12 protein-coding genes are annotated in these 13,457 nt (G+C 60.9%); 6 read left to right on the forward strand and 6 right to left on the reverse strand.

Annotation, left to right across the window (positions count from 1 at the left end):
- Positions 1-69: 69 nt before the first annotated feature.
- Positions 70-2,625 carry a type I DNA topoisomerase gene (gene topA, locus ACZ5YV_RS04310; protein ID WP_464788734.1) on the forward strand — a complete coding sequence of 852 codons (2,556 nt, stop codon included), beginning with the start codon at positions 70-72 and terminating at the stop codon, positions 2,623-2,625.
- 87 nt (positions 2,626-2,712) lie between these two features.
- Here the strand turns inward: topA and era are convergent, their stop codons facing one another.
- From era to lepB, 4 genes are all read right to left on the reverse strand, one after another.
- Entirely contained in the window at positions 2,713-3,621 is a 909-nt protein-coding gene (era, locus tag ACZ5YV_RS04315; protein WP_464788735.1) for a GTPase Era, read from the reverse strand.
- Between the two features lie 37 nt (positions 3,622-3,658).
- Entirely contained in the window at positions 3,659-3,943 is a 285-nt protein-coding gene (locus ACZ5YV_RS04320; protein WP_464788736.1) for a GIY-YIG nuclease family protein, read from the reverse strand.
- Positions 3,944-4,022: 79 nt separating this feature from the next.
- A complete protein-coding gene (gene rnc, locus ACZ5YV_RS04325) occupies positions 4,023-4,736 on the reverse strand; it encodes a ribonuclease III (protein ID WP_464788737.1) in 714 nt (237 codons plus the stop codon).
- Positions 4,691-5,515, reverse strand: coding sequence for a signal peptidase I (gene lepB / locus ACZ5YV_RS04330; RefSeq protein WP_464788738.1), 825 nt, complete (start codon positions 5,513-5,515; stop codon positions 4,691-4,693). Before lepB ends, rnc begins: the two co-directional genes overlap by 46 nt.
- A 179-nt stretch (positions 5,516-5,694) precedes the next feature.
- Between lepB and pgi the strand changes: the two genes are divergently transcribed.
- Together pgi and gor are read left to right on the forward strand one after the other, a co-directional pair.
- Positions 5,695-7,200 carry a glucose-6-phosphate isomerase gene (gene pgi, locus ACZ5YV_RS04335; RefSeq protein WP_464788739.1) on the forward strand — a complete coding sequence of 502 codons (1,506 nt, stop codon included), beginning with the start codon at positions 5,695-5,697 and terminating at the stop codon, positions 7,198-7,200.
- Positions 7,201-7,267: 67 nt separating this feature from the next.
- Complete coding sequence (gene gor, locus ACZ5YV_RS04340) at positions 7,268-8,614, forward strand: glutathione-disulfide reductase (protein WP_464788740.1); 1,347 nt, start codon at positions 7,268-7,270, stop codon at positions 8,612-8,614.
- A 1-nt stretch (position 8,615) separates the two neighbouring features.
- On the opposite strand, the gene ACZ5YV_RS04345 is transcribed toward gor, so the two are convergent.
- A complete protein-coding gene (locus ACZ5YV_RS04345) occupies positions 8,616-9,332 on the reverse strand; it encodes a 2OG-Fe dioxygenase family protein (RefSeq protein ID WP_464788741.1) in 717 nt (238 codons plus the stop codon).
- A 72-nt stretch (positions 9,333-9,404) separates the two neighbouring features.
- Positions 9,405-10,820 (reverse strand): helix-turn-helix domain-containing protein, encoded by a 1,416-nt coding sequence (locus tag ACZ5YV_RS04350; protein WP_464788742.1) that lies wholly within the window; start codon positions 10,818-10,820, stop codon positions 9,405-9,407.
- A gap of 123 nt (positions 10,821-10,943) precedes the next feature.
- Here ACZ5YV_RS04350 and ACZ5YV_RS04355 point away from each other — a divergent pair, with 123 nt between their 5' ends.
- From ACZ5YV_RS04355 to mce, 3 genes are read left to right on the forward strand one after another with little or no spacing between them, the layout of a single operon-like run.
- Positions 10,944-12,476: an acyl-CoA carboxylase subunit beta gene (locus ACZ5YV_RS04355; protein ID WP_464789143.1), complete on the forward strand. Its 1,533-nt coding sequence runs from the start codon at positions 10,944-10,946 to the stop codon at positions 12,474-12,476.
- A gap of 7 nt (positions 12,477-12,483) precedes the next feature.
- On the forward strand, positions 12,484-12,912 hold the full coding sequence (locus ACZ5YV_RS04360; RefSeq protein WP_464788743.1) for a hypothetical protein: 429 nt from the start codon (positions 12,484-12,486) through the stop codon (positions 12,910-12,912).
- A 1-nt stretch (position 12,913) separates the two neighbouring features.
- Entirely contained in the window at positions 12,914-13,351 is a 438-nt protein-coding gene (gene mce, locus ACZ5YV_RS04365; protein ID WP_097091519.1) for a methylmalonyl-CoA epimerase, read from the forward strand.
- Positions 13,352-13,457 lie beyond the last annotated feature (106 nt).

Consider the following 13,457-nt stretch of genomic DNA (forward strand, 5'->3'; position numbering starts at 1 on the left):
TTGACGCGGGGTGCCGCCGCCTTCCAGACTCGCGCGTGTACGTGAGAGAACTCAAAAACCGGGGCATTAATGCAGCTTGTCATCGTTGAATCGCCTGCCAAGGCGAAGACCATCGAGAAATATCTGGGCGGCGATTTCCACGTCCTCGCCAGCTATGGCCATATCCGCGACCTGCCGCCCAAGGACGGGTCAGTGGACCCGGACAATGGCTTTGCGATGTCGTGGGAAAATTATGGGGACAAGGGCAAGCAGCTGAAAGCCATTGCCGATGAGGCGAAGAAGGCGACGCGCTTGATCCTGGCGACTGACCCTGATCGCGAAGGTGAAGCGATCAGCTGGCATGTGCAGGAAGTGCTGCGCGCGAAGAAGGCGCTGCCCGCGACCGTGGACCGGGTGACCTTCAACGCGATCACCAAGGCCGCAGTGCTGGACGCGATGGCGAAGCCACGGGCGCTGGATGAGGATTTGATCGACGCCTATCGGGCGCGGCGGGCGCTCGACTATCTGGTGGGCTTTACGCTCTCGCCCGTGCTGTGGCGCAAGCTGCCCGGCGCCAAGTCGGCGGGGCGCGTGCAATCGGTCGCACTGCGGCTGGTGGTCGATCGCGAGCGTGAGATTGAGAGCTTCATCGCTCAGGAATATTGGTCCGTCGCGGCCGAGATGGAGCAGGGCGGTCAGGGCTTTACCGCTCGTCTGGTGCGTTGGAAGGGCGAGAAGATCGATCGCCTGACAATCGGCAAGGAAGGCGACGCCATGGCCGCGAAGGCGGACGTGGAGGCCGGGCGCTTCACCGTCGAGAAGGTCGAGACGAAACCCGTTTCGCGTAATCCTCCCGCGCCGTTCACGACATCGACATTGCAGCAGGAAGCCGCGCGCAAGCTTGGCTTCTCCGCCAGCCATACGATGCGGATCGCGCAGCAACTCTATGAGGACGGCGCGATTACTTACATGCGTACCGACGGTGTGCAGATGGATGGCAGCGCCATTTCCGCCGCGCGCAAGGCGATCGCAGAACGTTATGACGGCGGATATTTGCCGGAGAAGCCGCGCCAATATCAGACCAAGGCCAAAAATGCGCAGGAAGCGCACGAAGCCATTCGTCCGACCGAGTTCGGCCGCGACAAGGTGGGTTCGGGCGATCATGCGCGGCTCTACGACCTGATCTTCAAGCGTGCACTGGCGAGCCAGATGGCTTCGGCGCGGCTGGAGCGGACGGTGATCGATCTGGTCGATGGCACGGGGCAGCACGCGCTGCGCGCGACAGGTCAGGTGGTGATCTTTCCGGGCTTCCTCGCGCTCTACGAAGAAGGGCGCGATGATGCCGAGGATGACGACAGCAAGCTGCTGCCGCGTCTCGTGGCGGGCGACGCGCCTGCCAAGAAGAAGGTGACGGCCGAGCAACATTTCACCCAGCCGCCGCCGCGTTATTCGGAAGCGTCGCTGGTCAAGAAGCTGGAGGAACTGGGCATCGGGCGGCCTTCCACCTATGCCTCGACTCTGCAGGTGCTGAAGGACCGCGACTATGTGCGGGTCGAGAAGAACCGCTTCTTCGCCGAGGAAAGCGGACGGCTGGTGACGGCGTTCCTGGAGCGCTTCTTTGAGCGTTATGTCAGCTACGACTTCACGGCGGGCCTTGAAGACGAGCTGGACGAAATTTCTGGCGGCCGTGCACAGTGGCAGGCCGTTTTGGAGGCCTTCTGGCGCGACTTCAAGCCCAAGACCGCCGAGGTGATGGAGCAGAAGCCGTCGGACATAACGGCGGAACTGGACAAATTCCTGGAACCGATGCTGTTCCCGCCGAAGGCTGACGGCAGCAATCCGCGTGCCTGCCCGATGTGCGGCGACGGACAGCTGGCATTGCGCGGCGGCCGGTTCGGCGCGTTCATCGCCTGCTCCAACTATCCGGAGTGCAAATTTACGCGCAAGTTCGGGCAACCGGGCGGCAGTGATGGCGGTGATGACAAGGGGCCGGAGGTGCTGGGGCAGCATCCCGAAACCGGGCAGGACATCGTGCGCAAGTCCGGGCGCTTTGGTCCCTATATCGAAATGGGCGAGGGCAAGGAGGCCAAGCGCGGTTCGATTCCCAAGGACTTGCCGGATGGAGAAATGACGCTGGATTGGGCGGTGAAGCTATTGAGCCTGCCGCGTGAGGTCGGGCTGCATCCGGAAACGGGCAAGCCGATCGTTGCGAATATTGGACGCTTTGGGCCTTATCTGCTGCACGACGGCAAATATGGGCGACTGTCATCCACCGCCGAGATTTTCGAGGTGGGGATGAATAGCGCCGTCGCCAAGCTGGCCGATGCGGCGAACAAGGGCGGGCGCGGTGGCGCGTCGCGTGAGCCGCTTAAGGTGCTGGGCAAGCATCCGCGTACCGAGGCTGAGATCAAGCTGATGGCGGGGCGCTATGGGCCGTATGTCACTGATGGCACGACCAATGCGACCTTGCCCAAGACGATCGAGCAGGACGCATTGACGCTGGAGGAAGCGGCACAGTTGATCGATGCGCGGGCGGCTGCGGCGCCTGCGAAGAAGGGGAAAAAGAAGGCTCCGGCGAAAAAGGCTGCGGCGAAGAAGCCTGCTGCCAAGAAGGCGCCTGCGAAAAAGAAGGCGGCGGCGGAGTAGAGCTTTTGTGCTCCTGCGCAGGCAGGAGCCCAGTTCTGACGATTGGACGGGGCTCCTGCCTGCGCAGGAGCACATTGCATTATCCGGTTATTCCACCCAATCCAACCCGATGTCGCGGTAGATGAAGCGGTCGTCTTCCCAATCTTCCTTCACCTTGACGTGAAGGTAGAGGTGGACCTTGACGCCCATCAGCTGCGCCAGTTCGGCGCGAGCCTTTGAACCGATTTCCTTGAGGCGCTGACCGCCCTTGCCCAGCACGATGGCACGCTGGCTGGATCGTCCGACCAGAATCTGCTGGTGGATTTCGACCGAGCCATCCTCGCGTTCCTTATACTGTTCCGTATCGACCGCGGCCGCGTAAGGCAGTTCGGCGTGAAGCTGATGATAAAGCTGCTCGCGCGTGATTTCGGCGGCCAACATGCGGTCGGTTGCGTCGGAGACCTGATCTTCCGGAAAGTGCCAGGGGCCTTCGGGCATGGCATTGGCGAAAGCGGTCTTGAGCTCGGGCAGGCCGTCGCCGGTCGCGGCGCTGATGAAGAATGTCTCTTCGAAGCCAATTCGTTCGTAGAGCTTCTGGGTGTGGACCAGCAGCTTCTCCTTTATGGCGATATCGACCTTGTTGAGGATCAGCCATTTGCGTTCGGGCCGGTGTGTCAGCGCCTCGATGATCGGCTCCATCTTTGAGCCGAGGCCCGCTTTGCCATCGACAATCAATGCGATCAGGTCTGCGCCTTGCGCGCCGCCCCATGCGGCCTGAACCATCGCGCGGTCGAGGCGGCGCTTGGGCGCGAAGATGCCGGGGGTGTCGACCAGTACAATCTGCGTGTCGCCTTCGATAGCGACGCCCATGACGCGGGTGCGGGTCGTCTGCGCCTTGGGGCTGGTGATCGCGACCTTTTGGCCGACCAGGGCGTTGACGAGCGTGGATTTACCAGCGTTGGGGGCGCCGACTATGGCGATGACGCCGCAGCGTTGGGATTCAAGATCAATCGTCAAACAAAAACTCCGTTCGCCCTGAGCTTGTCGAAGGGCTCTACTTTAATTTTGGGCGCGCCAATGTGGAGACTAGTCTCCAATCTTCTCGGATCAGAGCGAGCTTTTTGGCTCTGCTCCAACCCTTGATTTGGCGTTCAGCTTCTAGCGCCTCCATACGTGTTCCGAACTCCTGCGACCAGACCAGTTTTACCGGGCGACGGTTTTGCGTGTGGCCAGGGATCGCGCCGACTTCATGCTGAGCGATCCGGGTTTGCAAATGATCCGTGTGGCCGGTGTAAAAGCTGCGATCGCTGCAATGGAGCATGTAGGTGTAGAAGGGCATGGTGGCTCGAAGAAGGGAAGTGAAGCCCTTCGACAAGCTCAGGGCGAGCGGGGATAAGTAGCACGTTGGAAGACGGGGTTCAGCCGTTTAGCTTATCCAACAATGCCTTCGCCGCAGCCGTCTCCGCCTCTTGCTTGCTTCCCCCCGTAGCGCTCGCTTCACCTGCGCCCTTGATGCTCACCGTCACCGTGAAGCGCAGCGCATGGTGTGGCCCGGATCGATCGGTCATCGCATATTCCGGGGGCTTGCGGCGGTTGGCGGCGGCCCATTCCTGAAGGGTGGACTTGGGATGCTTGGGCGCGCTTTCCTGCGTGTCGACCCGGTTGGCCCAAAGGCGGCGGACTAGCCCGCGGGCATCGTCAATGCCTGCTTCCAGATAAAGCGCGCCAATCAGTGCCTCCATGACGTCACCCAACACATTGTCGCTGTCGACCGCGCCGTCGTCGCGGGCTTGTTTGCCGAGGATGAGATGCGGGGGGACGCCAGCCGCGCGTGCTACTTCGGCGCAGGTTTCACCCGACACCAGCGCGTTGAAGCGGCGCGACAGCTTGCCTTCGGGTTCTCCGGCGAAACGCTCATAAACCCATTCGGACACGATCAGGCCAAGCACCCGATCACCGAGAAATTCCAGCCGCTCATAATTGACGGCATTGGCGCTGCCGTGGGTAAGCGCCTGACGGAAAGGCGCCTCGTCCTTCGGCGCTCGTCCGATCAGCCCGGCGAGCCAGCCAGACGTGTCGGCCTTGGTCAAAAGCCTTCCCCGATCCGGTTCCAGCGCGCTGCGGTAAACCATGTCCAGGGGAGGAGCCAATTGGCGCTGCCATCGGTGGAGAAGACGGAAATCATCGCCTTTCCAACCAGATTTTCCTCCGGCACCAGCCCGATGCCGCCGCCTTCGACCGCCGGGAAGCGGCTGTCCGCGCTGCGATCACGATTGTCGCCCATCATGAACAGATGGCCTTCAGGCACCAGCACCGTGTCGCGGTCATCGGCCGCGCCGTCGGGGACGAGGTCGAGGACGTTGTAGCTTTTGCCGCCCGGCAATGTTTCACGATATTGCGGATAACGGCACTGACGCCCGCCACCCGCTGCATCTTCCTCAAACTTCGGGCGGTAACAGGGGGACGGGCTGCCCTCCTTGGCTGCGGCATCGACCATGTTAGGTGAGACGGGGATGACGAGATCGGCGACCCTCTGTTTCCGAATGGCCTGGCCGTTGAGGTAAACCGTGCCCCCGCGTACCGAGATCATGTCGCCGGGCAGGCCGATCACCCGCTTGATATAATCAACCTTCTGGCTCGGCGGCGCCTTGAAAACCACCACATCGCCGCGCTTCGGCGTGGATGCGAGAATGCGGCCAGGGATCAACGGCAGGTTGAAGGGCAGCGAGTAGCGCGAATAGCCATAAGGCCATTTGGCGACGAGCAGATAGTCACCGATCAGCAGGCGGGGCTGCATCGATTCAGACGGTATATTGAACGGAGAGACGATAAAGCTGCGCAGGACAAAGACGAACACCGCCAGCTTAGCGAGAAACCAAAGGAAGTCCCGCGTTTCGGATTTTGCGCTCATGCTATATTGTCTAGTCCTTCGATCCGCCTTGAAAACAGGCCGTTGCGGCTTTTGCTGCGTTGTAAACCCGCCGTCAAGCATAGCGGGCGGTGCATTGGCCGTTACGCTTGGGTAAGAGACGGGAGAATCGACAGGAGCGGCGTCGTCGCTAACCACGGAAAAAGAGGATTTACCCTTCCATGTCCAGCCCTGCACTGGAGGCCATTGCGGCCATCCCGCAGCCCGAATTGAAGTCCATCTTCACGGCGGACCCGAACCGGCTGAGCAAGTTCACGCTGACCCAGGGGCCTATCCGTTTCGACTGGTCCAAGACCCATTTGACCAGCGATCTGCTGGATGGCTTTCTGAAGCTGGCCGAGGAGAAGGACTTCGCCAAATGGCGTGACGCCTTTTTCGCGGGCGAGCCAATCAATAATAGCGAAGGCCGCGCGGCCGAACATCCCGCGGAACGGGGCGAAGGCAATGCCGAAAGCGTGTCGCGCGCGAAGATGCTGCATGCCCGCATGCGCGCCCTGATCGACGCGATCGAGGGGGAGGCGCTAGGCCCGATCCGTCATATCCTGCACATCGGCATCGGCGGGTCGGCGCTGGGACCTGACCTCATCATCGACGCACTGGAGGGCGACGGCGCGCGCTATGATGTAGCGATCGTGTCCAATGTTGACGGGACCGCGCTGGAGCGGGCGATTTCGCGCTTTGATCCGGAAGCAACACTGATCGCCATTGCGTCCAAAACCTTCACCACCACCGAAACCATGCTGAACGCCGCGAGCGCGATCAACTGGCTTGTCGAGGCCGGGGTGGACGATCCTTATGGCAAGGTGATTGCGCTGACCGCCAATCCCGACAAAGCGATCGAATGGGGCGTGGATGAAACGCGTATTCTGCCTTTCTCAGAGACAGTAGGCGGTCGCTATTCACTCTGGTCGTCCATCGGCTTCCCGGCTGCGCTGGCGCTTGGCTGGGATGCGTTTGAAAGCCTGCTGGAGGGCGCGGCGGCCATGGATCGGCATTTCCGGCTGTCCGATCCTGCTCATAACGCTCCCCTGATCGCGGCTTTTGTGGACCAATATTATGCCCGCTTCATGGGGTGCCAGACGCGCGCGCTGTTCGCCTATGACGAGCGGCTGCGGCTGCTGCCATCCTATCTCCAGCAGTTGGAGATGGAGAGCAATGGCAAGAGCGTGACACGCGATGGTCAGCCGGTGGATGGGCCGACTGCGCCGATTACATGGGGCGGGGTCGGCACGGACGCGCAGCATGCCGTGTTCCAGCTGCTGCATCAGGGGACAATCGTGGCGCCGGTCGAGTTCGTTGCTTCGATAGAGCCGGGTCACGCGCTGGACCCGGCGCATCATCGTGCTTTGCTGGTCAATTGCTTTGCGCAGGGTGCGGCCCTGATGCGGGGCAAGGACAATCCCGGCGATCCGGCGCGCGCCTATCCGGGCAATCGGCCGTCCACCACTATCCTGCTGGAGGATGTGACGCCCGATGCCCTGGGCGCGCTGATCGCCTTTTATGAGCATCGGACCTTCGCCAATGCCGTGCTGATGGGGATCAATCCGTTCGATCAGTTCGGAGTCGAACTGGGCAAGGAGATCGCCAAGTCGATCGAAGCGGAAGGCGCAAAGGGCTTTGACCCTTCTACCATGGCGCTGATCGAGCTGGCGTTAGGCGGCGCGTAGCGTCCTAAGATGATTGTAACTCCGCTGGATAGCCGCCATATCCGGCAGCAATCCAGCGGAGACCAGCATGAGCGACTATGACTTCGACCTTTTCGTCATCGGCGCAGGTTCCGGCGGCGTCCGGGCATCGCGCGTGGCGGCGGCGCATGGAGCCAAGGTCGCGGTCGCCGAGGAATATCGGGTCGGCGGCACCTGCGTCATTCGCGGTTGCGTGCCCAAAAAGCTGCTCATCTATGGCGCGCATTTTGCCGAGGACTTGAAGGACGCGCGCCGCTTTGGCTGGCATGTCCCCGACTGCGATTTCGAATGGAAAGTCCTGCGCGACAATGTGCTGGCTGATGTCGATCGTCTGGAGGGGCTCTACAGGAACACGCTGGAGAGCCATAAGGTCGAGTTGATTTCCGAGCGCGCCACGATCACCGGGCCGCATTCGGTGAAGCTCTCAAGCGGCCGTGAAATCAGCGCCAGATATATCCTGATCGCGACCGGCGCGTGGCCCGCGATCCCCGAGATGGAGGGAGCGGAACATGGCATCACGTCCAACGAAGCCTTTCATCTGGAGGATGCGCCCAAGCGGATGGTGATCGTCGGCGGTGGCTATATCGCCAATGAATTTGCTGGCATCTTCCATCAGCTAGGCAGCCATGTGACCATCGTCAACCGGTCTTCGAAACTGCTACGCGGCTATGACGAGCAGATCCGCGATCGGCTGCTGCAGATATCCACGATGAAGGGCATCCAGTTCCGCTTCAATGCGGAGATGGAGCGGATCGAGAAGAATGACGATGGCACGCTTTGCATGCATTTCAGCAATGGCGACCCCATCGCCTGCGACACGGTGATGTTTGCGACGGGACGCCAGCCGCATGTCGAGGGGTTGGGCCTTGAAAATGCTGGCGTGGAACTGGACGACAAGGGTGCGATCAAGGTCGATGAATATAGCCGCACGAGTTGCGAGAGCATCTATGCGGTCGGCGACGTTACGAACCGTTTGCAATTGACGCCGGTGGCTATCCGGGAAGGTCATGCTTTCGCCGACACGGTGTTTGGCGACAATCCCAGGACGGTGGATTATGACTGCGTCCCGTCCGCCGTATTTAGTCATCCGCCCCTGGCTGGCGTAGGATTGACCGAAGCCCAGGCGAAGAACAAGTTGGGGACGGTGAAGGTCTATACGTCAGACTTCCGCCCCATGAAGAACGTTCTTGCCGGTCGGGACGAACGTGCGCTGTACAAAATGGTGGTGGATGCGACTACAAACCGCGTGGTCGGGTTGCATATGATCGGGCCGGATTCGCCCGAGATTTTGCAGGCTGCGGCGGTGGCGGTGAAAGCGGGACTGACCAAGCAGCAGTTTGACGATACCGTTGCGCTTCACCCCAGCATGGCCGAGGAACTGGTGCTGCTGAAATAGGTCAGCGGGCCGCCGCGAACGTCACGACCAGTGCATCGCGCCACGCGGCTTGCCGTGGATCGGTTGGACGGATTTCGGTGACGCCGTGCAGGATGCGGCGGTCGTCGATCAGCACCGTGTCCCCAGGCCGGGCGAGGGTGAACTCCCCCAGCGCCGTACCATCGGGCGCGCCGATGCGGGTCACGCCTTCGTCCACATTGCGCCGCTCGATCAGCATCACGAGGACCCAGTCCACTCCGTCGCGGTGGAGTCCCTCAGGCGTCGGGCGACCGATATGATCCTCGCGCGTTTCGATGCGGAACTGGTGCATTTCGACATGCCACTCCTGCGCGACACCGGTTCCAAAGTTCGCCGCGCAAAAAGGGAAGATTGCCTGCATGACCGGATTGTCGATCGTCTCCTGATGGACGGGCTCGAACCAGCGCTGCACGTCTCCGTTCAGCGGGTTATAGTCGCGGCTCTGGAAATGTGGCTGGTGGGGCTTGCGCGTAAAATGTCCCTGTTCACAGCGAAATGCGGCATGCCGCCGCCGACGATAACGTCCCCCGTCCGCCATATAGAAGTCCGGACCAAGGTCGTTCCAGCTATCGGCGAATTGCGCCCAGCATCCTTCATCGGCTTCCAGCATCGCCAGCATGTAAGGTCCCGCGATGCGGGCAAAGCCATCGCGCGTTAGGTCTGCCTGCAATTCGGCGCCGTGAAAAAGGCCGTGGTCCATAAATCCGATCTTAAGCAGCCGGAGAAGTCCGCAAAGGGCCAGTTTCGGCAAGCTGGGTGCTGGCGAGGTGGATCAGCCGATCCAATAGGGCACGATCTGGCGGTTGTCAGGATCGACCCGGATCGGCCGGTCGGCGGGCGGGAAGGCGCGCTGGTCGCAACTTTGGCGCGGGCAGAGGCGGCAGGTTATGCCGATGGGGGTGGCGGCCCCCTCCATCTCCAGCTGTAGCCCGTCAGCATAGACGAAATTCGCCGCATGGGCGACTTCGCATCCCAGGACGACGGCATAGCGGCGAGGGGTGCGCGAATAGCTGCCCGAAGGCTTTACCAAACCCTTGGCCATGGATACGTACCGCACGCTGTCCGGCGTTTCGCCGAGCTGAACATTGATGCGGTCTGGTATGGCGACGGCTTCATGCACGTTCCACAAAGGGCAGGCGCCACCGAAACGCGCGAATTGCAGGCGGGTGGCGCTGTGCCTTTTGGTGATATTGCCCGCCATATCGACGCGGCAGAAGAAGAAGGGGATGCCCCGCAGGCCGGGCCGCTGAAGGGTTGAGAGGCGATGGCAGGCCTGTTCGAAACTCACCCCGAAGCGACGGCTGAGGCGATCTATGTCATGGCGCACTTCCCGCGCGGCTTGCCGGAATTGGGCATAGGGCATCAGCAGCGCTCCTGCGGCATAGTTGCCCAAACCGATGGCGAGGAGGCGGTCGGCGCCTTCCACCGGCAAGGCGGCCCGGTTCACGACATCGGCAATCACGGCCTGTCCCTCCAGCATCATCAGCTGGTGAGATAGCATGAACTTGCGGCTTTCCGTGGGGAGAGCCGCGTTCACGAACAGGCGGCGATCGTTCGATGAATAGGCGCGCAGGGCAGAATCGGGCGTGTCCGCGATCAATGTTTCGATGCCGTGGCGGCGGGCGAGAGCCTCCACCAGCATGCCTTCGTCCAGAACTTGCCCGGCCGTGAAGCTGGAGGCCATGTCTTCCGCCAGGCAATCGAGCGCGTGGACATAATTGCCCGCCTCATGAAACCAGTCGCGCGCGGCTTCCCAAGGGAGGCGGGCCTGCACTTCATGATCGTTGGCGATCGCTTCCTCGATCATGTTGATGCGTTCATTGGCGCGCATATGGGCATTATACAGGTCGATGTAGCGCGCCGCGAATTCGGGAAATTGCAGGTGGAGCTTTTCCACCCGCTCAGGCTCCATCAAAGGGCCGGGAAGCTCTGGATGCGCCAGCGCGTAGGTGAACGCCCCCAGCAGCTGTTCCTCCTCCCGACTGTCGAAACTGGCCCAGTCGGTGGGAAAGGCGCTGGCCACAGCGGCCTTGACCTTGGCAGTCAAGGGGCGTTCGTCATTTTCCAGCTGGCTGAGATAAGACACCGAAATCCCCAACGCCTGCGCCATGGTGGCCTGGTCCATCCGGTGGTCCAACCTTAGCTGCCGCAGACGCGGTCCTGCGAAAATACGATTGCCTCTTGCCATCCTCCGCCCATAATTTGCGAAATCGTGATTTGCAAATTGGCAAATTTGCATTTGCGAAAATTGCGAAAGAAGGGAAAGGGGGCAGATGTAGCCGACCGTGTCGTCACCGGAGAGATATTCTATATGTCGAAGCTCGCCATTATCGAACAGCTGGAAGCCAAGCGCGAGGCCGCGCGCCTGGGCGGTGGCCAGCGCCGTATCGACGCGCAGCATGCCAAGGGCAAGCTGACCGCACGGGAGCGTCTGGAAGTCCTGCTGGACGAAGACAGCTTCGAAGAAGTCGACATGTATGTCGAGCATAATTGCGTCGACTTCGGCATGAACGAGCAGCATATTCCGGGCGACGGCGTCGTCGTCGGATCCGGGACGATCAACGGTCGACTCGTTTTCGTCTTCAGCCAGGACTTCACCGTCTATGGCGGCGCTGTGTCGGAACGGCACGCGATGAAGATCTGCAAGATCATGGACATGGCGCTGAAGGTTGGCGCGCCGGTGATCGGCCTCAATGATTCCGGTGGCGCACGCATTCAGGAAGGCGTGGCTTCGCTGGCGGGATATGCGGAGATTTTCCAGCGCAATGTGCTGGCATCGGGCGTGGTGCCGCAGATCAGCGTGATCATGGGGCCGTGCGCTGGCGGCGCCGTTTACTCGCCAGCAATGACCGACTTCATCTTCATGGTGAAAGATTCGAGCTTCATGTTCGTCACCGGCCCTGACGTCGTGAAGACCGTCACCAATGAGATCGTGACGCAGGAAGAACTGGGCGGCGCGGTGACGCACACCACCAAGTCGGGCGTGGCGGACGTGGCGTTCGAAAATGATATCGAGGCGCTGCTGGCGACCCGCGATTTCGTGGACTTCTTGCCTGCTTCCAACAGGGAACCGGTGCCCGATCGGCCGAGCGCTGATCCGTGGGACCGGATGGAAGAGAGCCTGGACACGCTGATCCCGGCCAATGCCAACCAGCCCTATGACATGCATGAGCTGATCCGCAAGGTTGTGGATGAGGGCGACTTTTTCGAGGTTCAGCCTGCCCATGCGGGCAACATCCTCTGCGGTTTCGGCCGGATCGAAGGCAAGACCGTGGGCATCATCGCAAACCAGCCGATGGTGCTTGCCGGGGTGCTCGACATTAATTCATCGAAGAAGGCGGGCCGCTTCGTCCGCTTCTGCGACGCTTTTGAAATTCCGATCGTCACCTTCGTCGATGTGCCGGGCTTCCTGCCGGGGACTGCGCAGGAACATTCGGGCATCATCAAGCATGGCGCCAAGCTGCTGTTCGCCTATGCCGAAGCAACCGTGCCCAAGATCACCGTCATCACGCGCAAGGCCTATGGCGGCGCCTATGACGTCATGTCCTCCAAGCATCTGCGCGGCGACTTGAATTATGCATGGCCGACCGCCGAAATCGCCGTGATGGGCGCGAAGGGGGCGGTCGAGATCATCTTCCGCGGCAAGACGCCCGAAGAGATCGCGGACAAGACCAAGGAATATGAAGATCGCTTCGCCAACCCATTCGTGGCGGCGAGCAAGGGCTTTATCGATGAGGTGATCCAGCCGCATTCGACCCGCAAGCGGATCGCTCTGGGCCTGCGCAAGCTGGCCAACAAGAGCCTGGAGAATCCGTGGAAGAAGCACGATAATATTCCGCTTTGAGATTCTGATGGCTCCTGAACTCACCTCTGCATTCATTGGCTTTTTGGGGGCGGTCCTTGGCGGGGGCATTCAGTCGCTAACGAGTTGGGTTCAAGATGGGCGCCGTTACACTCGAGAATCCCGGCAACGCGATTATGGTCTTTTTTTGGAGGGAGTAGCGGAAATGTCTCAAGCCTCCTTGGGATCACATGAGCGATTGGCAGCCACCAAAAAAACGATCGAAGCGAAGGCAAAGATATTACTTCACGGTTCGGATGCCGTGGTCCGTTCGTTAGAAACCTATTCCCGCCATGAGATGCTTTCGACAGAAGAATCTTACATGGACTTTTGCCAAATGATCAAAGCAATGCGGATAGACGTGGGAGGATTGGTGGCTTGGGATTTCGTGCAAGATGCCAGATCCATCATGTTTGGGAAATCGTCGGGAGCGCAGTGATATGAAACTGGGACGGTTGAACCATATCGGCGTAGCGACGCCTTCGTTGGAAGCGTCACTCGCCTATTATCGCGACGTCATGGGCGCGACACTGACGCATGAGCCGTTCGACCTGCCCGCGCAGGGGGTGAAGGTGTGCTTCGTCGATACGCCGGGTGAGAATGGGACCGAAGGCACGCAGATCGAACTGATCGAGCCTTTGGGTGAGAATAGTCCGATCCACGGCTTCATCGCCAAGAACCCGGCGGGTGGGCAGCATCATATGTGCTATGAAGTGCCCGATATTCACGAAGCCAAGGCCTGGTTTGAAGGTCTCGGCAAGAAGGTGCTGGGTGAACCACGCATCGGTGCGCATGGGACGCTGATCTTCTTCGTGCACCCCAAGGACATGAACGGGGTGCTGACCGAGATCATGGAGACGCCGAAAGAGGCGCATTGATACTACCCCTCCCGCAAGCGGGAGGGGCAGCGAGACTTGGGTCTGCGTAGCAGGCCCTAGTCGCAGCGGGGTGGGCCAGACAGCCCGCTCCAACTTCGGCTAGGCG

It is taken from the genome of Sphingobium sp. TomTYG46 (genome assembly GCF_055396345.1).